This is a genomic window from Anabaena sp. UHCC 0253, assembly GCF_009712085.1.
In the GTDB taxonomy this organism is placed as follows: Bacteria; Cyanobacteriota; Cyanobacteriia; order Cyanobacteriales; family Nostocaceae; genus Dolichospermum.
The window spans coordinates 531,433-557,017 of sequence record NZ_VILD01000001.1 but is presented as its reverse complement, the minus strand read 5'-3'; the positions used below and the strand labels follow the sequence as shown (position 1 = coordinate 557,017).

General features: G+C 37.5%; 25 protein-coding genes and 1 pseudogene. 12 read left to right on the top strand and 14 right to left on the bottom strand.

The genetic code is table 11. From position 1 onward, the window contains the following. The coding region (locus tag FJR38_RS02475) for a carotenoid oxygenase family protein (RefSeq protein ID WP_168535201.1) at positions 1 to 1,401 on the bottom strand (1,401 nt) is incomplete at its 3' end. A 216-nt stretch (positions 1,402 to 1,617) separates the two neighbouring features. On the opposite strand from FJR38_RS02475, the gene FJR38_RS02470 reads away from it, so the two are divergent. The 5 genes from FJR38_RS02470 to FJR38_RS02450 all read left to right on the top strand — a co-directional run bounded on the left by FJR38_RS02470 (position 1,618) and on the right by FJR38_RS02450 (position 6,193). Next, positions 1,618 to 2,364 carry a PEP-CTERM sorting domain-containing protein gene (locus FJR38_RS02470; protein WP_168535199.1) on the top strand — a complete coding sequence of 249 codons (747 nt, stop codon included), beginning with the start codon at positions 1,618 to 1,620 and terminating at the stop codon, positions 2,362 to 2,364. A gap of 352 nt (positions 2,365 to 2,716) precedes the next feature. Continuing rightward, the gene (locus tag FJR38_RS02465) at positions 2,717 to 3,475 is read left to right on the top strand and encodes a thioesterase II family protein (protein WP_168535194.1); all 759 of its coding nucleotides are present in this window, start codon (positions 2,717 to 2,719) and stop codon (positions 3,473 to 3,475) included. A gap of 241 nt (positions 3,476 to 3,716) precedes the next feature. Further along, the gene (locus FJR38_RS02460; protein ID WP_168494685.1) at positions 3,717 to 4,184 is read left to right on the top strand and encodes an Hsp20/alpha crystallin family protein; all 468 of its coding nucleotides are present in this window, start codon (positions 3,717 to 3,719) and stop codon (positions 4,182 to 4,184) included. 775 nt (positions 4,185 to 4,959) lie between these two features. Next, entirely contained in the window at positions 4,960 to 5,205 is a 246-nt protein-coding gene (locus FJR38_RS02455; protein ID WP_168494687.1) for a hypothetical protein, read from the top strand. Between the two features lie 10 nt (positions 5,206 to 5,215). After that, positions 5,216 to 6,193 (top strand): hypothetical protein, encoded by a 978-nt coding sequence (locus FJR38_RS02450; RefSeq protein ID WP_168535192.1) that lies wholly within the window; start codon positions 5,216 to 5,218, stop codon positions 6,191 to 6,193. 209 nt (positions 6,194 to 6,402) lie between these two features. Here FJR38_RS02450 and FJR38_RS02445 read toward each other — a convergent pair whose 3' ends face one another. The 5 genes from FJR38_RS02445 to FJR38_RS02425 all read right to left on the bottom strand — a co-directional run bounded on the left by FJR38_RS02445 (position 6,403) and on the right by FJR38_RS02425 (position 13,420). After that, on the bottom strand, positions 6,403 to 7,161 hold the full coding sequence (locus tag FJR38_RS02445) for a hypothetical protein (protein WP_168535190.1): 759 nt from the start codon (positions 7,159 to 7,161) through the stop codon (positions 6,403 to 6,405). 58 nt (positions 7,162 to 7,219) lie between these two features. Then, complete coding sequence (locus FJR38_RS02440) at positions 7,220 to 7,789, bottom strand: hypothetical protein (RefSeq protein WP_371418135.1); 570 nt, start codon at positions 7,787 to 7,789, stop codon at positions 7,220 to 7,222. Positions 7,790 to 7,796: 7 nt separating this feature from the next. Next, on the bottom strand, positions 7,797 to 9,347 hold the full coding sequence (locus FJR38_RS02435) for a tetratricopeptide repeat protein (RefSeq protein ID WP_168494696.1): 1,551 nt from the start codon (positions 9,345 to 9,347) through the stop codon (positions 7,797 to 7,799). Positions 9,348 to 9,660: 313 nt separating this feature from the next. Continuing rightward, positions 9,661 to 11,046 (bottom strand): hypothetical protein, encoded by a 1,386-nt coding sequence (locus FJR38_RS02430; protein ID WP_168494698.1) that lies wholly within the window; start codon positions 11,044 to 11,046, stop codon positions 9,661 to 9,663. Positions 11,047 to 11,371: 325 nt separating this feature from the next. Continuing rightward, positions 11,372 to 13,420, bottom strand: coding sequence for an amylo-alpha-1,6-glucosidase (locus tag FJR38_RS02425; protein ID WP_174763853.1), 2,049 nt, complete (start codon positions 13,418 to 13,420; stop codon positions 11,372 to 11,374). 187 nt (positions 13,421 to 13,607) lie between these two features. Here FJR38_RS02425 and FJR38_RS02420 point away from each other — a divergent pair, with 187 nt between their 5' ends. Further along, complete coding sequence (locus tag FJR38_RS02420; RefSeq protein ID WP_168494702.1) at positions 13,608 to 14,219, top strand: peroxiredoxin; 612 nt, start codon at positions 13,608 to 13,610, stop codon at positions 14,217 to 14,219. A 190-nt stretch (positions 14,220 to 14,409) separates the two neighbouring features. Here the strand turns inward: FJR38_RS02420 and FJR38_RS02415 are convergent, their stop codons facing one another. The 7 genes and pseudogenes from FJR38_RS02415 to tmk all read right to left on the bottom strand — a co-directional run bounded on the left by FJR38_RS02415 (position 14,410) and on the right by tmk (position 21,370). Then, on the bottom strand, positions 14,410 to 16,776 hold the full coding sequence (locus FJR38_RS02415) for a DUF4157 domain-containing protein (RefSeq protein WP_168535186.1): 2,367 nt from the start codon (positions 16,774 to 16,776) through the stop codon (positions 14,410 to 14,412). A 297-nt stretch (positions 16,777 to 17,073) separates the two neighbouring features. Further along, positions 17,074 to 17,400: a hypothetical protein gene (locus FJR38_RS02410; protein ID WP_168535185.1), complete on the bottom strand. Its 327-nt coding sequence runs from the start codon at positions 17,398 to 17,400 to the stop codon at positions 17,074 to 17,076. 9 nt (positions 17,401 to 17,409) lie between these two features. Beyond that, a complete protein-coding gene (locus FJR38_RS02405; RefSeq protein WP_168535184.1) occupies positions 17,410 to 18,021 on the bottom strand; it encodes a DUF6714 family protein in 612 nt (203 codons plus the stop codon). A gap of 321 nt (positions 18,022 to 18,342) precedes the next feature. Then, positions 18,343 to 18,831 (bottom strand): annotated as a pseudogene (locus FJR38_RS02400) (polyprenyl synthetase family protein); the annotation flags it as partial. Between the two features lie 183 nt (positions 18,832 to 19,014). Then, a complete protein-coding gene (locus FJR38_RS02395) occupies positions 19,015 to 19,707 on the bottom strand; it encodes a WG repeat-containing protein (RefSeq protein WP_217359963.1) in 693 nt (230 codons plus the stop codon). Positions 19,708 to 19,790: 83 nt separating this feature from the next. After that, on the bottom strand, positions 19,791 to 20,741 hold the full coding sequence (locus tag FJR38_RS02390; protein ID WP_168535183.1) for a DNA polymerase III subunit delta': 951 nt from the start codon (positions 20,739 to 20,741) through the stop codon (positions 19,791 to 19,793). A 2-nt stretch (positions 20,742 to 20,743) separates the two neighbouring features. After that, a complete protein-coding gene (gene tmk / locus FJR38_RS02385; RefSeq protein ID WP_168535182.1) occupies positions 20,744 to 21,370 on the bottom strand; it encodes a dTMP kinase in 627 nt (208 codons plus the stop codon). An 86-nt stretch (positions 21,371 to 21,456) separates the two neighbouring features. Here tmk and FJR38_RS02380 point away from each other — a divergent pair, with 86 nt between their 5' ends. The 6 genes from FJR38_RS02380 (at position 21,457) to FJR38_RS02360 (ending at position 25,209) form a co-directional block, all read left to right on the top strand. Next, positions 21,457 to 22,101, top strand: coding sequence for a DUF4178 domain-containing protein (locus FJR38_RS02380; RefSeq protein WP_168494710.1), 645 nt, complete (start codon positions 21,457 to 21,459; stop codon positions 22,099 to 22,101). Positions 22,102 to 22,107: 6 nt separating this feature from the next. Then, the gene (locus tag FJR38_RS02375; RefSeq protein WP_168535180.1) at positions 22,108 to 23,121 is read left to right on the top strand and encodes a hypothetical protein; all 1,014 of its coding nucleotides are present in this window, start codon (positions 22,108 to 22,110) and stop codon (positions 23,119 to 23,121) included. Between the two features lie 40 nt (positions 23,122 to 23,161). After that, positions 23,162 to 23,551 (top strand): hypothetical protein, encoded by a 390-nt coding sequence (locus FJR38_RS02370; RefSeq protein ID WP_168535179.1) that lies wholly within the window; start codon positions 23,162 to 23,164, stop codon positions 23,549 to 23,551. 63 nt (positions 23,552 to 23,614) lie between these two features. After that, a complete protein-coding gene (locus FJR38_RS02365; protein WP_168494720.1) occupies positions 23,615 to 24,640 on the top strand; it encodes a peptidoglycan bridge formation glycyltransferase FemA/FemB family protein in 1,026 nt (341 codons plus the stop codon). Beyond that, positions 24,633 to 24,878, top strand: coding sequence for a DUF350 domain-containing protein (locus FJR38_RS27640; RefSeq protein WP_217359322.1), 246 nt, complete (start codon positions 24,633 to 24,635; stop codon positions 24,876 to 24,878). The genes FJR38_RS02365 and FJR38_RS27640 overlap by 8 nt, the downstream gene beginning before the upstream one ends. Next, positions 24,823 to 25,209: a DUF350 domain-containing protein gene (locus tag FJR38_RS02360; protein ID WP_217359324.1), complete on the top strand. Its 387-nt coding sequence runs from the start codon at positions 24,823 to 24,825 to the stop codon at positions 25,207 to 25,209. Before FJR38_RS27640 ends, FJR38_RS02360 begins: the two co-directional genes overlap by 56 nt. Before the next feature lie 115 nt (positions 25,210 to 25,324). Here the strand turns inward: FJR38_RS02360 and FJR38_RS02355 are convergent, their stop codons facing one another. Next, positions 25,325 to 25,513, bottom strand: a complete 189-nt coding sequence (locus FJR38_RS02355; RefSeq protein WP_168535178.1) for an S-adenosylmethionine decarboxylase — start codon at positions 25,511 to 25,513, stop codon at positions 25,325 to 25,327. Positions 25,514 to 25,585: the final 72 nt, after the last annotated feature.

Genomic DNA, 25,585 nt, shown 5'->3' with positions numbered 1-25,585 from the left:
GGGGATAACATTGGGTAATCCTAATTTACAAACAGGTTCTTCATGTAGTAAATCGCTGGCAAATACCCAAACTTCGCTACAATTATTATTACCATCATAAACCACAGTTAAAATCCAACCTTGTCCAGAATTTTGTGAATCTTGAACATAAATTGGTTCGGAAGGATAGCAATTTTCGCCAATAGTTGCTTCTATTAAAGTTCCAGTTTGGTGATCAAAACGAGCAATATTATTTAAAATTTCCTTACTAACATCTGTTTCTGGCTGGAATCCTGACATATAAGTATAGCGAGAAAATTGACCTAAATTTTGTCCAGGAACACTAGGAAACTCACAATGTCGCTGGGAAAGTTGCTCAATTTTAATTACCTTTCCAGTTTGAGGATTAAGTTGCACTTGGGAAAATGTACTATTAGCAATAGTCTGAGTTTCTCCTGTCATTACTTCTTGTAGATATTGATTAGTTCGGAAATTTTCATAACGAGCAATATCTACAATCACTGCACCACTAGGATCTACATAACCATTAGCAAAATGCCACTGAAACCAAGGTTCAGTTTCACCCCGACTGACTAAAGATAAACTTTCTCTGTCAAAAACTATAATTTGAGTTCCTAATTCAGGAAGCCATTCTAAACAATCACTATAGGTGCTTATTCCTAGCAAAACTGGCCAAATATTTAATCGAACTGGGGAAACAAAAAAGACAAGATACTGTCCCGCTAATACAAAATCATGTATTAATGGTACTCCTTGTAATTGATGTGTTGCTGTTTGGATAATTTTGCCTGTAGAGTCGCTTTTATAAACATTAAGTGTGGCATTTAATCCAGGACTCACACCAAAATTAAAAATTTCTCCTGTATATATATCATGCTTATAATGGGCAGAATAATTTAAGTCTTTAGTTAAACTTCCCAAATCATCTTCACCACAAGTTTCTAAAGTTTGTAAATCTAAAGCATAAGGTTTACCACCTTCCCACAATGCCAAAAGTTTATCAGGTAATGCCAAAACGGAAGTATTAGCCGCATTTTTCACTGGTTTTATCCATTGATTCCAGATAATTCCTGGTGCAGTCATGCCATAATTACCATACAGCAATTTACCCGCAGCAGTCTCTTCTTGATAACCAATGGTTTGCACATAGCGATAAACTCCAGTAGCACCAACATCATTAAAATTAACAGCGAGAATTGCCCCGTCTCCATCAAACCAATGCCCCACACGAATACCATCTCGTTCTAGTCGTCCTGGTCCATTTCGGTAGAGTGTACCCCGCAAACTAGCAGGAATTTTACCAGCAATTATAGGTAGTTGAGTAACAGGAAACTCTGTTGCCGGTTGAGATATTGCCCCTGCCCAGGCTTTTTTTGTTGACTTTTTATTAATTGTTGGCATAGTGATTTTTGGGTCTTTAGAGTGTTTCTCAAGAGATTTTAAAATCTATCTTTAGATAACTATACAATAGTTCAACTGTATCTATGTCTCTAGATAGATAGACAAAATATACGAAAGCGTTGATTATACTGAAATACTTAATATCTGTAGTTTTTGCTATACAAGCAAAACTACTTGCACCACTTTTCAAGGAAGATGATCAAAAAATTTACTAAAATGTTGACAACAACGGTCTCCGTTGTTATGGCTGGAACAATAATAGGTTTTGCTAATTTACAAACGGCATCAGCCGTAACATTAGGACTTAGTTTCCAAAATACTACTTGTAAGTTAACTGTTTTTAATTCTGAGATAGATTGTTCCTCTGCACCACCTTTAGTTTTTAACGGAACAATTGATATTAATGACTCTCCCAGCCCGGATTTTAGTGATTTGATTACAGATTTTAATTTGAATGTTTTAGCTCCCGCTCTTTCCTCCCAAACTTATAATTTATCTAAGTCTGCATTAGATAACTTATTTACTTCTGGAGTTTCTGCGGATACGATTACTATACTTGGAAACATAGTGCCTGCTGATGGTGATATTGGCTCAACTGGTGTGGATTCCTCTGGGTTATTTTTTGAAATTAATGCTTTTGCAAATAGTATAGATACGATCAGAATTTATGGTAATGCCTTATTACCACAGGTGCTACCACCAGAGTTATTAACTCTTGTTCCATCTGACGCAAATCCATCTGACGTTGAAGAGTTTATAGGACTATTACCAAAAACACCGGAGTCTTTACCTTTTTCTCTGCTTCTCTCTGGAGACTTGGAAATTTCACCAATTAATCAAACTGCTGTTCCTGAAAGAGTTCCTGAATCTAGTACCATCTTAGGTACTGCTCTTTTAGGAGTTGGAGGCTTACTGATTAAGCGCGGAAAGGGCAAAAAATTGGCAGGTGTTCAAGCTTCCTAATTCATATCTGTATTGACGCTTCACTGACTGATACTACCTTTTCGGCAGCGTCGCACTAGCGATGTAGTCTTACTCTCTCTGGTGCGCCCGTTTATAGTCGTGGCAATGCCCTGTCCCGACTTTTTTATACCCCGTCCTCAAGGACGGGGTTTTTTTTCATCTCGGTTGTTTTCAGTGCCACAGTTAAAGACTTGAATCTTCTGAACTTTCAATAACCTAGCCAGTTGTAAGTAGGGCTTGCTGAATAGCGGGGCGGTAGCCATATAAAGCTAGAATCTATTCTAAATCAAAAACTTTGCATTTCCATAAAAACCCATCTAAGACTTGTTCAGCAAATCCTACTTAAAATTTTATGACAACCAAAACCACCTTTAATTCCTGGGTAACTTGTCCTCAACCCAACCCCCAAGCCAAAATACGTCTATTCTGTTTACCCTATGCAGGGGGTAGCGCCACGGTTTTTCGGACATGGCCGGATTATTTACCCTCAAGTATTGAAGTGTGTCCTCTAGAACTTCCTGGAAGGGGAAGACAAATGCGATTACCTCTCTACACAAAAATGCAACTGTTGGTCAAGGAAATAGCCCAAAATATCAGCCCTTATCTAGATAAACCCTTTGCTATTTTCGGTCATAGTATGGGTGGATTAGTCAGTTTTGAATTAACTCGTTTACTACGGTCAGATTATGGCTTAACTCCATTACATCTATTTATTGCTGCTCGCAATGCACCACAAGTTACTCCGACAAAAAAACCTATTTACAATTTACCAGATCCAGAGTTTTGGCAGGAAATTCGGAATTTTAATGGCACTCCTGATGATGTCATGAAAAATACAGAGATTATGAAACTTTTTCTCCCTATTCTCCGGGCAGATTTTACGGTTTTAGATACCTATATTTACACACATCAACCAGCTTTTGATTTTCCTATTAGTGTTTTTGGTGGGTTAAAAGATCAAGAATTTACTGATTATGAACTAGAAGCATGGTGTGAACAAACTATTGCTCCTTTTTCTTTGCAAATGATAGATGGTGATCACTTTTTCATTAATAAAGCTAGAAATATTTTACTTAAAAGTGTTATTCAATCTTTACAAGATATAGGATAATTATTTGATTTTGGAAATATCGCCACAATAATACGGTAATTACGATAATCATATCTATAAAACCGAACTGTAATCAATTTATTTTCTAGTGTTATTATTTAGGTAGGAAGCCAAAGATAAAGCTTCAAAAATTTGAAAGTTAAAAGTTAGACCAGTCGTATTATTGTTTACCAAGTGACAAGCTGAAGCTTTAGGCTTAACAAATCAAGAAATCCAATAGTGAATTTTTGAGGAGATAGTTATGGCACTTATACGTTGGGAACCTTTCCGGGAAATAGAACGCTGGGATCCATTCTCTGAAATGGGCGTTCTCCGGCGACAAATGGATCGCTTGTTTGAACAATTATTACCAACTAATGGAGATCAAAGAGAAGGAATAACTTTTATTCCTGCTGCTGAAATTTCTGAAGCTGATGGTAATTTGAATTTGAAAGTGGAAATACCAGGTTTAGACGCGAAAGATATTAATCTCGAAGTCACTCCTGAATCCGTTTTTATTAGTGGTGAAAGGAAATCGGAAACTAAAACGGAAGAAGAAGGTACAACTCGTTCGGAATTTCGTTATGGCAGGTTTGAACGGGTAATCGCTTTGCCTACAGTCGTAGAAAATGACAAAGTAGAGGCAGATTATAAGGATGGAATTCTCCGTCTTACTATTCCCAAAGCGGAAGAAGGAAGACACAAAGCTGTGAAAATTCCTCTGGGTTAATTGTAGGTTAAACCCTGAAGGGTGGAATGACTTTTCATTTCATCCTTCATTTTTATCCAAGTAGGGACGATAATTTATCGGTTTTTCCCAAGTAGGGGCGAAGCATTCGGGCGATTAATTCTCGGTTTTTTCCCCAGTAGGGGCGAAGCATTCGGACGATAAATTATCGGTTTTTCCCAAGTTTATTTTCCGAATGCTTCGCCCTTACACCGAATGCTGATGCTTCCAGCCCCTGTTAGGGATACGCCCTTACACCGAATGCTGATGCTTCCAGCCCCCGTTAGGGATACGCCCTTACACCGAATGCTGATGCTTCCAGTCCCGTCAGGGATACGCCCTTACACCGAATGCTGATGCTTCCAGTCCCGTCAGGGATACGCCCTTGCACCAAATGCTGACGCTTCCATCTCCCGTCAGAGATACGCTCCTACGACTTTTTCCGCAAGCCCTAATTAGTGATTACCTATGTTTGAAAATATGCCTAAAACTATATTTGCAATTATATAATTAATTCTCAGGATAGATGTTAAAAAGCACTGTTGTATTTAGTAATTACGCGGGTAATAATTTTTTATATATTCCTGTTAAGCCTATGACTTAATGGATGAGTAAATATATCTCTGTCACTGTTAATATATCGGAAATAGCTATTCTTTTTTCTGGCTTGGATAGGATTTTTCGATTTTTTGGAAAACTTCCATAAAAACACACACTGATACAGTTTCATTTGCTTGAATAGCTATATAAAGAGGATTGAGATTGGCAATTATTAATTATGGCAACCAAAGTAATTGATGTTAGAGAATATACTGTCAGAGCGCACAAAAGGCTGATTCACACGAGAGTTTTTAACTTTGTTTGTAAAGAATGTAATCAGGCTACAAAGCGGGAAACTTTCGGAACACGCCCTCTATATTGTGAAAGTTGTCGTCCTCCCCAACCTCCTAAAAAATCATTACAGGTATCTCAACCGAGTAAACCTCGACCGATGTCTTATACCAGCGATACAACTTTAGATTGATTGAATTGCTATGAATTCTCCAGGACAATTAAAATCACCACCCGATGTATTTATTACGCCATTGTTGGAATTACGAGATTACTATGGGAGTCTCGCCCAAAAATACCAACGTCTATTCATAGAGGCGCGATCGCAATTAGATCATGTAGAATCTTTGTTGTCTACTTGGTCTTACACTGATGACAATGAAGAACTATCACAAATTGAGGATGTTGAAGAAGATTCATTGTTATTGTTGTCTTCTAACCACAGCCCTAATCGGGAAACTTGGCGGTCTTTAGAGTCGCAAAATTCAACATCAGACTCTTTAGAAATCACTCATTCCCTTTCCGAAGTTAGAGATTCAGATAATTCGCCCCCTAAGCGTCGTCACTATGTCACGAAAGGGGAAGAGATTCCTATGCTTCCCCACTATGGGAATATGACTCGCATGGAGGCTTTAAAGAAGCTCTTGCGAGAATTTGTTGGGACCGTCTGTCACATAGATTTTATTGTGCGATCGCTTTATGGTGATTTAGAGTCTACTATCTTTAAAGTCGTTAAAGGTAGAGTCCAATCATCTCTGACTCAAGGACGAGAAAGTGGCTATTGGTCTGGCATTCCTAATGAACCTGGCTGTTACACTCTAGATTTAGGTTCACTTGCTCCTATTCATACTAAGGGAATATCTAGAGGCATTAAAGCTACTAAAACCAACAAACATTTCATCAGACCTCAGATGAAAGTAGTACCGATGTTGCCACAATTTGAGGGTCAATTTTTAATTGATGCTCTAACTGTATTCCTAGAAGACAATGCTGGACGAATTTTTAATGTTAATGAAATCGTCAATGGCATTTATGGACATCTGAATGCAGAAGAAGTTAGAGAGGTCAAAAATAAGGTTCTCAATGAACTATCTAGGGGTCATCGCACAGGCCGATTTGTCAGAGTTCCTCACCAAATTGGTTTGTATACTTGGGATATGAATATGGTCTCCCAAAAGTAAAATAAAGAAGGTGCGTTAACTACTTTTAACGCACCTGATCTATAAATACATTTTGATGAATAAAGAAGAAATGAACCACGTTCGCGGAGCGTGCCGTAGGCATTAGGACGCGAAGAGCGCGAAGGAAGAAGGAAGAAGGAAGATTATTTACCTGTCAATTACTTTTTGACAAACTACTAGCAATTTATGTTATCTATTTGAATTCCCATCTAACTACAACCTATAGCTGAAGCAGAATTAACTTTGATTAAATCGCCTGTAAATACGGCTGTGTATTTAATAGGTGATGGAGTACCTGCAACACAAGTCATGCGAGTTTTATTCGCACGCAGTGGACTCCATGTAGAATCTGCTTTTACAGTCAGAGTTGTACCATTCCATGATAATTCTTTAACAGTTAGAGAGTTAGTTTTCCCATCGCTTTTTTTAGCGGGTAAAAATGTAGCGTAGTTGACATCCCCATTAATGGGATTAATTCGGGCTATAACTCCTATTTTTGCCCCACCACCGCTACCATAACTGGTTAACCAACGTCCACTAGCAAAACGGCGGAAATCATTGCCAGTCTGTGTACCTGTAGAGGAGAAAACGCCATATAAAACTCCGCTTCCATCCCAAATTAGTCCATAACCTGTACCATCATCACCAGTTGTTTCATAATCACTACGACACCATTTCTTCACACCATTATCAAAACGAACAATCCGGGGATTTTTATTGACAGATGATACTTGTTGATAACCAATATAGATACTTGTTGTCCCAACAGTTACCTTGGGTCCATTTTTGGCTTTGATGGTTGCTTCTGTATCATTACAGGTAAATGTAACACCTTGACCCACCGATGATACTGGCGTTGTTTGGGCTAAAGCGGTAGACGCTATACCTGTGATTACTAAATTAGCCCCTAACATTACTGATAAGACTGGATACTTCAGATACTTTGCTAATTGCTGTTGATAATTCATGGTATTGCCCAATGATGTAACTCGCAATTCCTATTCTGTATACAAAATTTTGTTTTAACTAGGGCGAAATTACGGAGGTTGCCATTTTTATTAAGGAATTGTAAAGACCAGCTTTTAATCCGATCCTATATTGCACCCCTCCTTGTCTCCAAGTTAATGTGGCATCTGAACAATTAGCACCACAACGAGAATCAACAAAATAGCCTTTGATACCCTGAGCTAGAAATACAGGTTTACCAGTTAGGCGAGGTGTTGCCCGTGTAATAGTTTCTCCTGTAATTATACTGAGACGACAGGCTGTACCCCCATTACAATCTGGACTAAATCCTAGTAATATCTCGTACTTATTTTTTGTAGCAGTTTCGATAATCGCGTAAAGTGGATTTTCTCCGTCTGATTCAGGAATATACTTAGGTAATAAAATCTTAATCTGGGTTTTTTGCTTTAAAGCCGGGAGAATTGCTTGAAAAGCTGGATGGGGTTGAGAATTTTTTCTCTGCGGTTGCTGTTTAACTATGATCTGGGGCTGATTTTTCACAGATGCTATGACTGCATTCCCAAAGCTGATTATCGAAGTTATCAAAATTAAGCCACATATTGTCTTGATATTTTTGCAACTACCCATTATTTTTTCCTTAAAAGTTTAAAATGTCTAAAGATGCTTCTATTTCTAATTCTATAATTCTAGCTTGTGTATCTTTATATTCTGCTAATTTTCCTTGTTGCCAATACAAATCTGCGGCTTTATGAAAATCCTCAACTGCACCCTGTTTATCGGCTACTTCTAAACGAGCATTTCCCCGATTATAATAAGCATCAATATATTGAGAATTAATTTTGATTGCCTGAGTATAGTCAGTAATTGCGGCTGAATAATTTCCTAAATCAGAGTAAGCATTACCGCGATGATAATAAGCATCAACATCATGATTATTAATTTGAATTGCTTGGGTATAGTCGGCAATCGCCCCTTCATAATCTCCTAATTCAGCCCGATTATTACCGCGATTTTTATAACCAATAGCATCATCAGGATCAATATTAATTACTGGCTGTAATTGCTGTTGATAATCTAATAAATAACGAGATATTTGTTTGTTTTTCTGGGTGGTGGCATAATGAGGGTTAATATTAATTGCCTGATTATAATCTTCTATTGCCCCTTGATTATCACCAATATGAGAACGAACATCAGCCCGATTTTTATAATTAATAGCAATATGGGGATTAATTCTAATGGCTTGGGTATAATCTTCTATGGCTATTTGATAAGCACCTATTTGATAATATGCCAAACCTCTTTGATGATAGGATTTACCATGATTAATATTAATATTTATTGCCTGGCTGTAATTAGCGATCGCTGTATGATAATCTCCTAATTGATAATTAACTAAACCTAGTTTATAATAAATATCAGCGTCATGATCATTAAGTTTTAATGCTTGATTATAACTATTAATTGCGGCTGCATATTCCCCTTTTTGGAAATATTCATCGCCACTAGTTAAATAAACATTAGTTAAATCAACAGGAATAGATTGGTTGGGACTCAATGAATGCTGAGATAAATGAGAATTACTAGAAACTTGAAATTGTTCTAAATAAGAAAATAAACCACCACCATATAATAATTGATTAATGCCAAAAGAAATTTTCCCAGTTTTCAATTTAATCATTTGAGTGGGGAGAAATCCAGCCAAAAAAAGGTGATATGCAGATTGGGCTTCATTAACTTCTTCTTGAATTAATATACAGACAATTACTGCATTCTTCTCCACTTCTTCAGCACTAACTGACCACCTAACTCTATCAATACTACCGTGACGGGATTTTACTTCCACACCAACTACAGAATTAGCAGTCAGAGTAAAATCACTTTTACCATCACCACCAAAACGTTTTTCATAATCAATTTCAGTAATAAAATCCGCTAACCTTTCTTTAACAACTTCTTCACCTAATTTACCTTTGAGATTATTAATAAAAACGTCACGGACTGGGGAAGTACGTTTATATTTTTCTGCCATTAACCAGCAAAATTCCCGCAATGTTTTTAATCTGTTACCAGAAATAATAGTTAATTCACTATGTTGACCTTCTATTTCACAATGGAGTAAACAACCAGATGTTAACCTTTTGAGAAAGTCAGATTGTAGCGATCGCAGGAGAGTAATCCAATCCATTTATAATATATTTCTGCGGTATCCATAACTCATTGTTAATCGTCAATTGTACATTGTCCATTGTGGAAATAGGATGTTTGAAAAGTTTTGGGCGAATATAATTCACTACTACACAAGCAAAGTCCACCTACGTGGACTAACAGAAATTTGGAATTTAACCCACGGAGGTGGTGAGACCAGTCCTGTAGGCGGGTCTCCCACCGTAGGGAACTGGCGAACCCGAAGGGGTTTTGTCTGTGTAGCCAAGCCACTGCGTTGGGCGGGTTCCCCGACTTGTAGCAAGTGGCGCGTGACTTCTAGTCGCCAGGATTAGTTAAGGGTTTTTTCTCTCTTCCTTGATTTGACGTAATTTTTGGATGAGTTGTTGATTTGATTCTGTAGATACGGTAGGCTTATCGTTGTTTTCTGTAGGTGAAGGTGTAGGATTAAGGGTATTTACTCTAGGGGTATCTAGACGATTCTGGGAATTTTCAGGAGTAGATACTTTTTCAGAATTTAGAGTTTGTGCAGGTTGTTTTTCAGAAGTAGATACTTTTTCAGGATTTAGAGTTTGTGCAGGTTGGATATTAGCACTTACTCCAGAAGCAGGAGGATTATTTTGGAATCGCAATTGGAAAGCATAAGAAGTAGTTAGTTGTTTATCAGCTTGGGGTGGGTTAGCATTAAAAAACTCTCTAGCTTTAGATTGTAACTTCTGTGATCCCGTTCCTTCTTGGAATTTAATATCTAAGACTTTACCATCTGGATCTACAACTAATCTACCCAAAACTGTACCTTCCATCTCTGATTTACCTGTCGAGATGACTTCCCTAATTACCCCTTTTTCTTTGACATTCGGATATTCTTGGCGAATGTTTTGTCTCAGGGTGTTGTAAGCATCCAGTTTAGCCAACAGTTGTTTATTTGCTTCGCTTTTTGGTTCAGATTGGTTTGTGAGAATTTCTGGTGATTTCCTCACAGAAGTATCTGCTAAAGCTATTTTTTCGCCATTTTGAACAACTCTAACTTTATTTTCTTCTGACTCTATTGTTTGTGGTGGTGCAACTCCTGCGGCTATTGTACTACCAATATCAATAGGTTCAGATGATGGGTTATTTAGTGGTTCTCCAGGTATTTCGTTATTCTGCCTAACTTGTGGCAATCTATTGATATCTAGAGGTTCAGTTTCGGGGATTCTTCTGGTATTGAAATTATTATTATTTACGAACGGAGAAGTAGATGGAGAAAATGTACTTCTCGCTTGCAACCGAGATATTTCTGCTTGTAAATTATTGGGAGTCAATCTTTGGATAGATTGCCTCCGAGGTAGGTATGAGAGGTTATAGTTGGTTGGTGAGCTAGGAATAACGGGTAATATTGGTTGAGTAGATAATGATGATGGTTGGATGGGGGGATAAATAGTTGATGAGTTGCCGAAGTTATTAGCTGGTAGCTGTTGTTGTAGGGGTAGTTGGGGTTGCTGTAAAGCTACTGGGGATGTACTGGGGGCTTGTGGTAGTCGGCTTTGATCTGCGGGACTCAATTCCATTAGCCCGACTGCTTTTGTGGAGTCAGTGTTTGAAGATTGACTAGAGTTAACTGGCATGAATGGCACAATTAAGGCAATAGCACCGTGAATACCAAGCGAGGCTATAGCGGCTACCCCCGTTGGTTGACTTAATATTTCTGGTATGTTTTTCAAAAGGGATACGTAAGACATAGCTGTTATCGTTCACTCGGATCAGTTGAATAGAAATTTTATCAAGAAAGAATTCACAGAATCATCCGCAGGATGAGGTATGTAGTATAAAAGCAAGAATCAGAGAGGAATTGAACTTGTTGTTGAGGTTCGATGATATAATAGAAGATTGCACCTAAACTTTGTTTTTGTGAATTCTTATTTTTTAGACTATCTTGCCATTTCTGAGATGCAAATTATCTTTACAATAATAACTTCTAACAGAGGATAATTCCAGCAGGAATATTAAAGTTTTTTGGGAGTCAACAGAAGAACGAAGTATATTTCTCCTTGGCTGGTTGTTTGTTCACAGATGACGGATCACTTCGGCTACAGACCAAGCTTGGGCGATCGCTCCTCTGGGTAAATGGGGAGCATCACCATCGAAAATTTCCGAGATTGATCCCAGGCAAGCACTATGATGAAAGTGATCTAATAATGGTTGCCAGTCAAAAGGTAATGGTTGTTCTGGGTAAAAACGCTGCCAGGCGCGGATATAAGCGCCAATTAGCCAACTCCAGACTGTACCTTGATGATAGGAGCGATCGCGTTTTTGAGGATTGCCCTCATATTTACCTATATATTGGGGATCTCTGGGATCAAGGCTACGTAGTCCATAGGGTGTAAGTAGTCTATCGGTGGCTAAGTTTAATATTTGTTGTCCTTGAGATGGAGCAAAACCGCAATGATGTAGTGATAAAGCTAAAACTGCATTGGGACGAATTTGGGAATTGCGACGATCATCTGGTTCAATGGTGTCATACAAATAGCCTAACTGGGGATGCCAAAATTTTTGCAATGAGGCTTTTACCTGTTCTGCTTGTTGGGCGTAGCGTTTTCCCTGTTTAGACAGCCGCACAGCGTCACCAACATCAAGCTGACTCAGTTTTTCTGCCCACATACTAAACCAACATAACGCTGAATACCACAGGGCATTAATTTCCACTGCTTTACCTCGACGGGGTGTAACAGGTATGCCGTCAACTACCGCATCCATCCAAGTTAGGGAAACACCACAAGTATCCCAACTCACCAGCCCATCAGTGGCATCAACTTGAATATTGTAGCGAGTCCCACCCACAAAAGCCTTATGAATTTGTTGGGCAATCGGAAATTGTGCTGCTAAAAACTGCCAATCTTGGGTAGCTTCTAAGTAAAGTCCTAAAGTTTCAATCCACCAGAGGGTAGCATCAATACTATTATAAAAAGGTTCACCATCAACATCAGGAAAAGCATTAGGAATTAGTCCATGACGACAATATTTCCCAAAAGTATTTAATAGTCCTTTGGCTAGATCAAATCGCTGGGGAACTAGCGCCAATCCGGGTAAAGCAATTAAGGTATCTCTGCCCCAATCATTAAACCAGTGATAGCCAGCAATGATAGTGGGTCCGGCAATAGAAGCGCGGTGAACAATAAATTGATCCCCTGCTTTGAGAAGTTGTTGTTTAGTCGTTGATAGGGAATGAAAAGATTTTTCTTTTTGTTCACTGGGGGTAAAAATATTTGTGAGTCTTTCTTGTTCTGCGTCTACTGCTTCTGCAAAACTATCGGGTGAAAGAAGTGGTTCATGGGCATCGGGTAAACCTACTTTTGCTTCTAAGGTGATGATATCTCCAGGTTGGAAATGAACTGTTAAATATCCAGGACTATAAAGGTCTTCGCGATCGCCTAATCCCCGTTTTGTCTCTTCTGGTAATCCATAATGCCAATACCAAACTGCATCTCCGCTGTATTCTCCTTTTGTCCAACGTAAATGCCAAGGTGTCCCAAATTGGTCAGCATTAATGGCTTGGAGACAGACTTGTTGTTGACCCAATAATTGAGAAAAATGTAATTCTTGACTATGAGTTTGTTGGTGATGAAAATTGCGATCGCCAATAATTAACCGTAACTTTAAAATTGCTGTTTCTTTGCCTTCATAGCGATACTGAATTAACAGCCTTTGGTTAAAAGATATCGCCGAACTAAGGGCTTCTTTCTCCAATCCATAAGGCATAATTAACTGTCTAGTTAACTGCCAATTTTCTGCACCCCAAGTCCATTTAGGTACGGGGTTAAGTTCAAAAGAATGTAATAATTTATAGCCTTGGGGATCAATTTGACCATTACTCCAGAAATTTGTCCCCAGTGCTATCACTTCCCCTTTTATTTCTAAACTTGCTTCTAAGTGAGAAAGTAATAATTTTCGGTCTGAAGGGGGATTTCCAACAGCAAATAGCCAACCGTGATAAGTACGGGTGCGGACATCAGAAACTGTGCCACTGGCAAAACTACCCAAGCCATTAGTCAGTAACCATTCTGATGTATTCACAAGTTTACATTCCCGAATATTATTTACTAATGCTAATGCCAAATTATATCAAATTTTTACAGAATTATTTGGTCAGGTTTTTTACTCCTGCTTTGCGGTTCTTTTTGGACAATGGCGATTTTATGAGTCTTCGGCACACACTCCCATTCACCGTGACCTGATACAATTAAACTCTGACAGTGTTCAGGGAATCATGAATATGGATATAACGTGAAGGAGAATTAGGTTTATGAATCTCACTTATGGAAATGAAGGATGCCTGCGTGTTGGTCAACAAGCTCCTGATTTTACCGCAACAGCCGTATTTGATCAAGAGTTTAAGTCCATTAAACTGTCTGATTATCGTGGTAAATATGTAGTGTTGTTTTTCTATCCTTTAGATTTTACCTTTGTTTGTCCCACTGAAGTTGCCGCTTTTAGCGATCGCTATCCAGAATTTAGCAAATTGAATACAGAAGTTTTTGGTATTTCTGTTGATAGTGAATTTTCTCACCTCGCTTGGATTCAAACAGATCGGAAATCTGGTGGTGTTGGTGATTTAAATTATCCCCTAATTTCTGATATTAGAAAAGAAATTAGTGCCGCTTATAATGTTCTTGATCCTGTAGCTGGTATTGCTTTACGTGGTTTGTTCATTATTGATAAAGACGGCATTTTACAACATATTACAATTAATAATTTAGCTTTTGGTCGCAGTGTGGATGAAACTCTGCGAACTTTACAAGCAGTGCAGTATGTTCAATCTCACTCTGATGAAGTTTGTCCCGTTGATTGGCAACCAGGAGATAAAACAATGATTCCTGATCCAGTAAAGTCTAAAGTTTACTTTTCTGCTATTTAGGTGATTGGGAAAATTTAACTTTTTAAATGCGATCGCTTGACAATTAAGACAGTCTCTACAAAAGCGATCTGCGGACAGCAGTGCTTCGCTATCACACTAAAAAAGTGACATCTGTGATACTTTAACTAAAGTTGTTAACCAACTAGCAGGCAGAGACACATTAAATATTGGTGTACTGATAGCGATCGCACTAATCTCTTACAGAGCGCAATTCTCCAATAGCAGAATCAATAACTTCCTGAAGTATCTGAATCCTACGATTATGAATACTCCGATTATATACTCCTTGAACTACCGACTCAATCTGCTCAGGAGTTCTGCCAGGATTTTGTTCTGTGATTCGCTGATTCAGATACGCTCTAAAACGTTCATCTTCCCTTTGCAGAAATCGAGTCAGACTTTCAGCTAATTTTGCTAATGATTGACGTTCTGATTCTTGAACCATTTCCAGACGGCGTTGACGATCTGTTCCTACACCTATAGATGAACTTATCCATTGATTAAATTGTTGAGCAAAGGCTGATTCTCTGTTTCTATCAAGATCATTGGTGGTAATGCTAGGGAAAGAAAATCCTTGTCTTTGCCAATGCCTAATTAAGTTATTTGCAGCAGCTAACGCACTTCTACCAGCAATATTAGCTAAATCAGCTAGGGTTCTACGGGTAATTTGTTCAACTGTATAGTACAAACCCACTAATGTCAAAATAACGTCTGTGAAAAACAAAGCCACACTGCCACCAAAAACTTCTCCTAACTCAGCCGCAAATCCTAAACTAGCTGATAAACCTGAAAGAGCAGTTAATATAGCATTCTCAACATCAAAACTTTCTGAATCCACATTTGTTAATTGACCTAATGCAGCACCGTAAGCTCCAGCACGACTTGGTGCTTGGTCAACACCAGATATATCTGGTTCAGGTTCAGTAGTTCCATCTGTAGCTCTTGCACGCCGACGCGGTGATGTAGTTGGACTATGTGTTAATGTTATCCAGTAATCCAGATTGCCAAACGGTGGTATGTCATCCACTATACCAGCTAGGGGAGATGATGAATCCCAATCTAGCTCGTCTATTCCCCTGTCTTCCTCTAATCTATACGGTGAACCAACTGGTTGAGGTAAACCATCTTCATCAAGATGTGCATTTGGCGATTGTAAACGAGTCTCTAAAATATGATAGATGCTAATTAGTGTACGCGCCCTTTCTACCGTCATTCGTTCCCCAAGTCTCCCAGACATTAATTCAGCGTTTAATCCTACTGCAACATCTGTCAAGCCATCCGTTGCGTAAAGACCATAAGCGGCTCTTGTTACTACTTCTTGATCAGCACGTATTCTATCTATTTCTGCTGCTCTAGTTGCCTCTTCTTCGGTTTGCTCAGTCTGTACATCTGTGGAGAGTTCTTGACGTTGCACAATAGATTCAGCTGGTAATTTTGACTGAATATTAATATTATATTGTTGTTCTGATGCTGGTTGTTTAGTATGATTAGGTTCAGCCCCTGTCTGCTGCACCACATGAGTCAACTCATGTGCCGTCAACTCATTATTTCCCGGTGCTTTCCCCGCCCCAAAATAAACATCACTACCATTAACAAATGCCTGTGCGCCTAATTCCCGATTCATCTGCACCGCTTCAGAACCCGTATGTACCCGCACCTGACTAAAATCAGCACCGAAACGGGGTTCCATAAAGTTTCGCACCCCATCAGCTAAAGGACTTCCTCCACCTTTAGTGGCATTTAACCGACTTTCCAGACTTGGTTGTGCTTGAATAGTACCATCGGATGATGCTTGGATTGGGTTAGGCGATAGTTGAATTTGCTCTTCTTGTTCACAAGTGTCACACTTGGGTTGAATAGCCTCTTCCTCTTCTGATTCTGCCTTGCGACTGACTAGCGGTGTAATACTGCTGGCTATTGGTTTTTGATTAATGTTTGTTGTCCATGCTTCCTGGCTTTGACGCTGAATATTGGGAGTTGAGGGAGGAGACATACTCATGACCCTCTCAGCAACTCGATCTGCTTCTTGTTCATATTGATCGTTTGGTTGACCAACAGTTAATTTGGCCTGAAGAGATACTGTTGGTGAAGGTGTGAAAGTTATCCTATTTGGTTGATGAGTATTTAGTTGAGGTTGAAGAGGTGCTGATGATCTGTGTGTGGAATTTGCCCTAATTGGTTTACTCGCAAGTAGACTAGGTTGAATCTGTTGTACAGATTGATTTTGCTGTGCAGCTTGATGATTATTTATGGCAATATCCAAAAGATTCGGTCTTCCTTTGACTGCATCCCACTGTCTTTGCAAAAAGCTATCCATTTTCGCTTGTAGGACAGTTAGATGTTCTGACTCTTCAGGTGTAATTGTGCCGCGTGTTTCCTTGACTTCTAATCCCATGGCTTCAAACTTGTCTTGTTTAAAAGCCTGTTTTTCCAGTTCTTCTGGTGTTTGTGGTCTTTGAGGCTGTTGGACAGGGAAAGGACGAGGTCCGAATGGGTAGTGATTTGAGGATGTTTGACTATTTTTCGGACTAGAGTCATGAACGCGCTGGAATGACATACTCGTACCTCGCGGTTTTTGAGTCTTTAGTAAATATATGGTATCATGTCCGTATTAATACTGGCAATCAGCTTGAGGCTAAATTTGAAAATCTCATAATCGTCGTTCTTATGTGCTAGGGGGAGTATATTTTTTAACTTTAGTCACTTATCGGCGAATTCCGCTATTTTCAGATGTTGAGAATATATCTCTTTTACGTCAGGCGATCGCACTCAGAAATTTCATCACAGTAGGATAATATTTAATGAACCATTCGTGAATTTAGGTAGGAATAATAGGTATTCTCTTTGCGACTGATTACACTTCAGCATCATCCATGTTGATGGTATTACGAGCTGCGTCTACCATGTGTTCCAATAACAAATCAGGAAATTTCGTTTGAAGTGATTCTATATAGTTAATAAATGCTAGACTCTGTAAGTTATATGCTACATCCTCAAATACAGCACTGATAGTATTTACGGTATTTTTATCATCTAAACTCTCAAGAAATTGAATAGTTAGTTTCTCATCTGCCGAAAGTGTTTTTGTCAAATCATCCCAATAATCATATACTTTGGGGTCTTCAAGATGAAGTTTGTTGATCTGATCAACAATATTGTATACGCTAGTTTTTAACTTCATCTTCATTTATTAAAGCGGGAAGATGAACCAGTAACGATCAATAGCCACTTTTGGTTGATCACGAATAAAATAATCTGTGTTTTCAGACAGGTATTCTAAATAATACCGAATAGCCTGACCTTGTTGTTGGTTAAATCCAGAAACTCGCTCTATAAAATTGTGAACCTTTTGAGTAGAACGAGATAGCTCTTCAAGCAGAAATTGATTAATCATGAACTTAATTTCATTTGCTGATTGACCAAATGCAGGCTGGAGGTCATTTGGTAAATCCTGAATAGCGTTTAACTGATATAACTGATCAACTTCTAATGGAAGCGTTAAATAAAAAACAGTGTTGTCTGGTAAAACGTCAACTTCATCAAACTCCTGAATTACAATTGACAAATAAGCTGGGAGATAAAATTGGAATGCTTCTGGAGTCAGAAAGCCAAGAGCAGATTTTTGTTCTAGCAGTGTTTCCAAAGTCAATTCAGTCCAATGCTTCCCCACAAAAGTTTGCTGAATTCCCACACATTCAAAATTATTTTCACTGTTATCATAAACAATGTTGAAATCACCTGGATACGTCATGGACTGAAAACCATAAGTGATGTTTTCCAAAACTGTAGATAAGCTAACCATAATTTTTTAATAATCCTTCGTAGTTCACGGTACTGGAACTAAACATATATCATTTTTCTTATGTTTACCTACTTACCATCGTGGAAGTTGTGCTTTCATTTCCCACAGACAACAATAACAATGTTGAAATCACCTGGATACGTCATGGACTGAAAACCATAAGTGATGTTTTCCAAAACTGTAGATAAGCTAACCATAATTTTTTTAGAATCCTTCGTAGTTAAGGTACTGGAACTAAATTACGGGGTGGGAATAAGACGCTGCTGAATATCTTGACAAGTTACAAGGCTATTGATGGCGCTCTGAAGTTCTCCTCTATGATTAAGTTTGTTCACCTTCTGGTTGTTGCAATAGTAAATCGATGTCTCCAAACATCCCCGTTATGTAGGATTCCAATACTTCTCTTCCCTCACTGTTGGGACAAATTTTAATAGCTTCTAAGGCTTGTTCCCGTTCTTTTAGAGCCGCCCAAATTAGGAAGTTTTTTGTATCAATATTGTCTAATATTTGTTTAACTCTTTCAGCGTAATTTGCGATTTCATTAGTAGCGATTATGGAGAGAAGTTCTTGTTGATCAGGATGTTTGAATTGTAAGCCATATAGTAAAGGAAGGGTAATTTTTCCTTGTTGTAAGTCAGTGATACCAGTAGGTTGCCATATCGATTCCATGTCATTTAAAATTTGTAAGGCTGTTCCTAAATGATGACCAAAGATTCCACAAGCTTCAATTAATTCAATATTATCAGTTCCTACCATAGCGCCAGTAGCACAGGCTGTAGCAACAAAACCAGCACTTTTCATGTCCACTGTTAACCAATAATTTCTCCAGAATTAACTTCAATTCTGGCCAAAAATACGGAATAGAATTCTGAAGAACTGCTCTAACTTCTGGATATAACGATTTTAGGGAATCCATGCCAAATAAATCAAAATGTACAATTAATTGCGACTACTTAGACTACTTGTATATATCTCAACTGATTACCTAACTTCTTAGTTAGTCGGATTCCAGACAAATTTTCCAGTGGTGTCAATATAGCCTTGTTTTTCACCAATTTTTACTAGTGCAAGCCTTTGTATAAAGGTACTAGCCCAATTAAATTGAGGTTTAATTACTATTTTTCCAGTGGTATCAATATAGCCCCACTTATCCCCAATATTTACGGCTGCTAGTCCTTCGGAAAAATTACCTGGCTTGTCTTTGAACTGAGGTTTAATAACTATTTTTCCGGTAATATCAATATAGCCCCATTTCACATTAGTCATGTTGGGTGGTTGACTATCTACAGAAATCGTACCAGTTCCAACTATTGCCAATCCTTCGGAAAAGTCATAACCTTCGTCAAACTGAGGTTCAATCACCATTTGGCCAGTGGTATCAATATAGCCTACTTTAGTCCCTCTTCTAACAGCAGCCAATCCTTCAGAGAATTCTCTAACCAAGTTTGAAGGCGACTGAATCACTATTTTTCCAGTTGTGTCAATATAACCCCATTTACTATTTTGGATAATAGGAAAAAGGGATCTAGATTCTTGCTTTTGAAGTGGCGAAGCATTGGATATTTGTGTAGATTTTGGAGAGGGATTGGAAATTATTATTGGTTTCTTAATACTACAGGATAGGGAATTCAAAATAATCATAAAAAAAATACGACTTATCATAATTTTTTTGGTGTAAAACATCATTATTATTGGTTAATTCGTTTAATAGTTCCTATATGTTTATTTCCGTGACGGTTATTGATTAAATGTTGATGAATTGGCAGAAGTTAATTTTGCGATATTTGCAATAAAGCTAAAAATGTACATTCCCAAACTAAGCGAGGTTGGGCATAACAAAGTAAATATTTTCGAGTTTTTTCTAATTGTTGAATAATTTTTGGTTCATGTATTTGTTGCCAATAATATTGTTGTAAATAATCAACTAACCATAATTGGGACTCGGTATCTAATTCTTTATCAATTTTTTTTCCTAATTCTAAAGCATGACGGTAAGATGTCGGCGTTTTTTTGACCTGTGCTATAAACTCACTAGGAATACTTTGTAATTGTTGATAAGATGACATTGCATTTCCCGGACTACCTGCGGCTATATTCAAAACTTCTGGATGTTGTAAAATCTCCCCATTTCCTGTTTGTGTTAAAACCTGATTCATAGCCGCAGTATCCAAACGATAAAAAGGAATTTTTTGACAACGAGATACTAAAGTTGGTAATACAGATTCCGGTGAAGGGGCAATTAAAATTAATGTCGCTTTTCCTGGTTCTTCTAAAGTTTTTAATAACGCATTTGCGGCAGATTCTGCCATTGTTTCTGCTTGTTCTAGAACTATGACATTTCTCAATGCTTCCAATGGTGGACGAGAAAGAAATTGGGTAATTTCTCGAATTTGTTCTAAACGAATCACTGGAGGTGCTTTGCGTTTAACTCCCTTTTCTGCTGCTTCTGCTGGGGTGAGTCTTTGTCCTTGATATTGATAAGTTGGTTCTACCCACAATAAAGCCGGATGATTTCTTTGACGAATCCGATTTTGTAAAATGGGAATTTGATCAGGTTTTAGAGAACTAGAAAAAAGTAATTCAATAAAACACCGGGCTGCTAAACTTTTGCCTATACCATCTGCACCGACAAACATATAAGCTGGTGCAATTCTGTCTTGTTTAACAGCTTGAGTTAATAATTCTACCGCTTGCTGTTGTCCGACTAATGGCGAAAACATAATTATAAAAACAGGCGATCGCTTAAAATTTCCTGTATACTTTGTTGCACTACCTCTTGACTCCCACTCCCATCTACCTGCACAATTCGGGATGGATAAGATACAGCTAACTCAGTATATCCCTGCTGTACTCGACGATGAAAAGCAATAGTTTCTTGTTCAATTCTATCTAGTGTAGCTTGTCCACGTTTGCGAGAAAGCCCCACCTCTACATCTACATCTAACCAAATAGTTAAATCACTGACTAAACCACCTGTAGCAATCTGATTAAGTTGATTAATTATACTCATACTTAAACCCCTGCCATAACCTTGATAGGCAATAGTAGAATCAGTATAGCGATCGCATAGGATATACTTATCCATAGCTAAACTCGGTTTTAGTTCCTCTTCAATATGTTGCGCCCTATCCGCAGCATACAATAGCAGTTCCGTGATTTCCCCCACTGGTTTACTAGGTGACTTTTCCAATAATAACCTCCGCAAATCCGTTCCTAACTCTGTTCCCCCCGGTTCACGAGTCAGCACGACAGATATATTTAAACTTTCTAACCACTGAGAACACAGTTGCATCTGAGTAGTTTTCCCACAACCTTCCACCCCTTCAAATACAATTAATTTACCACTCATGTTGTTAAATTTTGCTACCACCGCTTTATATAGTAAACTAAATCAACGCTGTTTTAAAAGTCACACTTGCTCATAGTAAAGCATTTATGTCTATAACTGATGCTCAAAAACAACTCCAGGATATGCGTGCAGGCGATCGCGTCAGGTATCATGGTGTAGATTGGGATATAGAAGATTACAGTACCTATCGAGATACCGAAGGTTATCAAACTGATGAATGGTTACTAAAATCATCAGGAGGAACTGAACATTACTTATTGCGAGAATATGATTCTGAAGAACCATCCTGGCTTGTTACTTGGTATATCTCTAATCTAGTCCAAAATGCTCGCTTATTAGTACCAGAATCTAAACAAAATATATTACCTGAACTCTGGGAAAGAATGCAAGCAGACAGTATTCCCTATCCAGAATTGCAGCTTTTTTATAAATCTTATTACTTTGAGTCTGACACAGAAGGTAAATATGAATCAACCAACAAAACCCAATCTCGAATTACTTGGGATTACTGGGATAAAGATCATATCACCAACTTAGCTATTGAAGCCTTTCCCCAGGGAAAAATAGAAATTTACTCCACTAAAATTGTCAAAATTGAAGAATTTTCTCACATTCAAAAAGGAGTAGTTAAAAAATCATCTAACTTGAAATTAGATGCAAGTCTATTTGGTGAACTTGTCATAGCATTAATGGTGCTGATTGTCGGTGTTTGCATGATGATATTTGGATAAAATTTTATGTCTAATTCTCTATTCATTGAACAACAAAACGATTATATCGCCTTTTATATTAATGGTGAATTACAGTTTCATAGTCAAGATGAAGCCATTTATCATGAATATTTAGTAATTCCGGCGATAAAATTGGCAATTTCCAGATTTCCTGACACAGATTTACGCGTCTTAATTTGTGGTGGAGGTGATGGATTAGCCGCTAGAGATATATTACGTTTTTCCGAAGTTAAACAGATTGATTTAGTAGATTATGATCCAGAAGTTTTAGAACTAGCCAAAACAGTATTTAAACCTTACAATCATGGTAGCCTAGAACAGGAAAAAGTCACCATCTACACAGAAGAAGCATTTGGGTTTATTTCCCAACTTCCAGAAAATCATTATCACATAGTTATTTCTGATTTTACCTATCCCAACACAGCCGAAGAAACTGCAATATATAGCCGAGAATGGTTTCAAGAAATTAATCGCGTACTTATTCCCGCTGGATTAACTTGTATTAATGCTGTTTCTCCTAATTATAACACAGAAGCATTTTGGTGTTTATATCAAACATTAATATCAGCGGGTTTATTTACCAAACCTTTACAACTAAATATTCCCTCATTTAGTGATCATGATTATGGAAAATGGGGATTTTTATTAGCATCATCCGAAGTAATTCAGCGAGAGGAAATAGAAAAAATTTCTCTTCCCGATAACCTCCAATATTTAACTTACGAAAAAATTATCCAAGCATTTATCTTTGACGAAGAAATTGCTAAAAACCGCCAGCAATTCATGGTTAATACCATAGAAAACAAACAGTTATTTTATTACTTACTAAATGGCATAGATAATTCTGAATTAGAATCAAATTTAGAAGCAAAGGAAATTATTAATTTTCTAGACATTAATGAAGAAACAAGCACAGAAATAGGTAATAGTAATGCCTTAGATTTAGACACAGTAGCTAAATTTTGGTTAGAAAATATTTACACCCAAGCAGATACAGAAAAACCCCCCAATAGACATTAATCAATATATCCCAGTTCGTCATCGCTATCATAGCCAAAAAATGACAACATCATGGTTAGAACATATCCAAGACTTATTACTAGAAATAGACTGTCAAAGCCTATTAAATAGCTTATTAGCAAGAGCGCAAGAACTACCACCGCAAATTGCGACTGAACTCAAAAATTTAGCCGAAAAAATCAAATCTAATCAACCATTAACCAACTTATCACCAAAAACCATTGAATTTATCACCCTCTTATCAGTCACATTATTAATGGCCAATTTAGTCGCACCAGACTCTGTATTTGCAAAAGGTTACTATTCTAGAAGTTCAAGTTCTGGTAATGCTTACTCTTCTAGTGGTGAAAATAAAGTCTTTGGATTTATATTAACTATGGTAGGAGTAGGTTGGTTAGCCAGTATATTTCATCGCTTCAAAAATGAATAAATACCGTATTTCTGACTTTGCGTATTTGCTCCTCTGCGTCTCTGCGTGAAACAAAAACAAACCATGACTCATCAAAACCAATTAACAATTAGAAAACTAACCCAAAAAGATCAAGAAAATTGGCAAATTCTCATCAATAATTCCCAGTTTAGCTCCTTTATGCAAACTTGGACTTGGGCGGATTTTAAAGAATTAGAAGGATACAAAACATTTCGCTATGGCTTATTTTTAAATAATTATTTAGTAGGTGGCTGCATTTATTATTTATATCCCCATACTAACAAAGCAAATTTATTAATTTCCCCTGGTGGACCAATTTTACCAGAAAATTACCCAGAAGAAGGCATAAATTTATTATTAAAAACAGCCGAAAAAATAGCTCAAACAATGGGAGGAATAGCTTTCCGAATAGAACCAAATTGGCACGAAAAACCCGATTATCTCCAAGGATTTGTACGCTCTCCTGCTGACTTATTACCCAATGAAACCTTATTAATTGACTTGCGCCCAGATAACGAGCAAATACTAGCCGCCATGAAGCCAAAAGGGCGTTATAATATCCGGTTGAGTCAGCGGTATCATGTCAATATAGAATTTAGTAATGATTCCCAATCAATTCCCTTATTTTATGATTTATTTTGGGAAACTGCACAGCGTCAAAATTTCTTTGCTGAACCCTATGGATTTTTTATCAATCTTTGTCAAACATTATTTACAACTAACATGATAGAAATTGGTTTAGCTACCTGGAAAGGGGAAATAATAGCAGCCATTTTAGTGATATATTGCGGTAATGTCGCAACTTATTTATATGGTGGAACGAGCTTATTGCATAGAGAAGTTATGGCCAGTTATGGCTTACATTGGGAAGCAATGCAAAAAGCTAAAATCCGGGGTTGTCAATTTTATGATTTCTATGGATTTACCAAAGAACCTAATCATGCTTATACTAAGTTCTCCCAATTTAAAAGTAGATTTGGTGGCACATATAGAAAAACTATCGGCGCTCATGATTACTTCTTTTATGATCAATTAGCTGATACTTTAATTAGTTTATTTCAAACATTGATAGGGAATAAAAATGAATGAATTAATCATGTCAGCTTTGACTCAAGCAGGAGTTATTACTGTAGAATTGTTAGTAGGGTTTGGCTTATTTTGGATAGGACAATTCGCCTATCAAAAATTATTTAGACGGCGCATGGAATTGAATGTAGAATTATTTGTAAAAGATAATCCTGCGGTTGCTATTGCTTTAGTTAGCTATTATTTTGGAATGTTTATGTGTCCTGGTTTTAGTCACTTATGTTTATCCCTTAATTACTAAATATAATGTTTTTGCGGAAATAGAAAGACGCAATAATCCAGCCGCAGGTGTAGCTTTAGCTGGTTTACTAATTGCGACTGGGAATATTATTATAGTCGCATTTTCCACAGAATTTCAAAATTGGATTTTTAGTTTTACTCAATACAGTTTAACACTCTTATTTTGTTTAATTTCTCTAATAGGAATTCGCTGGTTAGCCGATTTAATTTTAGTTCCCGGTGTCAGGTTTTATGATGAAATTGTTAATCAAGAAATTCCTAATGTTGGTGCAGGTTTAATTGAAACTTTTGCTTATATTTCTGCTTCCTTTCTAATTGCTTGGTGCTTTTAGGCGCTTACTTAAAAGACTTCCCAAAAAAACACTATCAAACCCTTATTCCTCTGTGTCCTCTGCGGTATGCGCTACACGCACGCTACGCTAACGTTTATTTATTTCTTGGAAGTCCTTAATCAGAAATAGATAAATAATGCCAATTTTCTAAACTATCATCATTACTAATTTCCCTAGTCAGAATGTTAGCTAAAAATCTACCTTTTTCTAAATTATCCGTTTGGTAATCACAAATATGAATATCAATTGTCACCTTTGCTGCTTCCGGCCAAAAGTGCAACGCTATATGAGATTCTGCTAACAAAACTACTGTAGAAATTCCCTGGGGACAAATTCAACCGCTATTTCTCCAACAACATTTAATTCAGCAGTATCA

Bases quoted from the DNA above. Each gene is read 5' to 3' on its own strand.
- FJR38_RS02470 (WP_168535199.1), top strand. From the start codon at position 1,618: ATGTTGACAACAACGGTCTCCGTTGTTATGGCTGGAACAATAATAGGT.
- FJR38_RS02465 (WP_168535194.1), top strand. From the start codon at position 2,717: ATGACAACCAAAACCACCTTTAATTCCTGGGTAACTTGTCCTCAACCC.
- FJR38_RS02460 (WP_168494685.1), top strand. From the start codon at position 3,717: ATGGCACTTATACGTTGGGAACCTTTCCGGGAAATAGAACGCTGGGAT.
- FJR38_RS02455 (WP_168494687.1), top strand. From the start codon at position 4,960: ATGGCAACCAAAGTAATTGATGTTAGAGAATATACTGTCAGAGCGCAC.
- FJR38_RS02450 (WP_168535192.1), top strand. From the start codon at position 5,216: ATGAATTCTCCAGGACAATTAAAATCACCACCCGATGTATTTATTACG.
- FJR38_RS02445 (WP_168535190.1), bottom strand. From the start codon at position 7,161: ATGAATTATCAACAGCAATTAGCAAAGTATCTGAAGTATCCAGTCTTA.
- FJR38_RS02435 (WP_168494696.1), bottom strand. From the start codon at position 9,347: ATGGATTGGATTACTCTCCTGCGATCGCTACAATCTGACTTTCTCAAA.
- FJR38_RS02430 (WP_168494698.1), bottom strand. From the start codon at position 11,046: ATGTCTTACGTATCCCTTTTGAAAAACATACCAGAAATATTAAGTCAA.
- FJR38_RS02420 (WP_168494702.1), top strand. From the start codon at position 13,608: ATGAATCTCACTTATGGAAATGAAGGATGCCTGCGTGTTGGTCAACAA.
- FJR38_RS02415 (WP_168535186.1), bottom strand. From the start codon at position 16,776: ATGTCATTCCAGCGCGTTCATGACTCTAGTCCGAAAAATAGTCAAACA.
- FJR38_RS02410 (WP_168535185.1), bottom strand. From the start codon at position 17,400: ATGAAGTTAAAAACTAGCGTATACAATATTGTTGATCAGATCAACAAA.
- FJR38_RS02405 (WP_168535184.1), bottom strand. From the start codon at position 18,021: ATGGTTAGCTTATCTACAGTTTTGGAAAACATCACTTATGGTTTTCAG.
- FJR38_RS02395 (WP_217359963.1), bottom strand. From the start codon at position 19,707: ATGATGTTTTACACCAAAAAAATTATGATAAGTCGTATTTTTTTTATG.
- FJR38_RS02390 (WP_168535183.1), bottom strand. From the start codon at position 20,741: ATGTTTTCGCCATTAGTCGGACAACAGCAAGCGGTAGAATTATTAACT.
- tmk (WP_168535182.1), bottom strand. From the start codon at position 21,370: ATGAGTGGTAAATTAATTGTATTTGAAGGGGTGGAAGGTTGTGGGAAA.
- FJR38_RS02380 (WP_168494710.1), top strand. From the start codon at position 21,457: ATGTCTATAACTGATGCTCAAAAACAACTCCAGGATATGCGTGCAGGC.
- FJR38_RS02375 (WP_168535180.1), top strand. From the start codon at position 22,108: ATGTCTAATTCTCTATTCATTGAACAACAAAACGATTATATCGCCTTT.
- FJR38_RS02370 (WP_168535179.1), top strand. From the start codon at position 23,162: ATGACAACATCATGGTTAGAACATATCCAAGACTTATTACTAGAAATA.
- FJR38_RS02365 (WP_168494720.1), top strand. From the start codon at position 23,615: ATGACTCATCAAAACCAATTAACAATTAGAAAACTAACCCAAAAAGAT.
- FJR38_RS27640 (WP_217359322.1), top strand. From the start codon at position 24,633: ATGAATGAATTAATCATGTCAGCTTTGACTCAAGCAGGAGTTATTACT.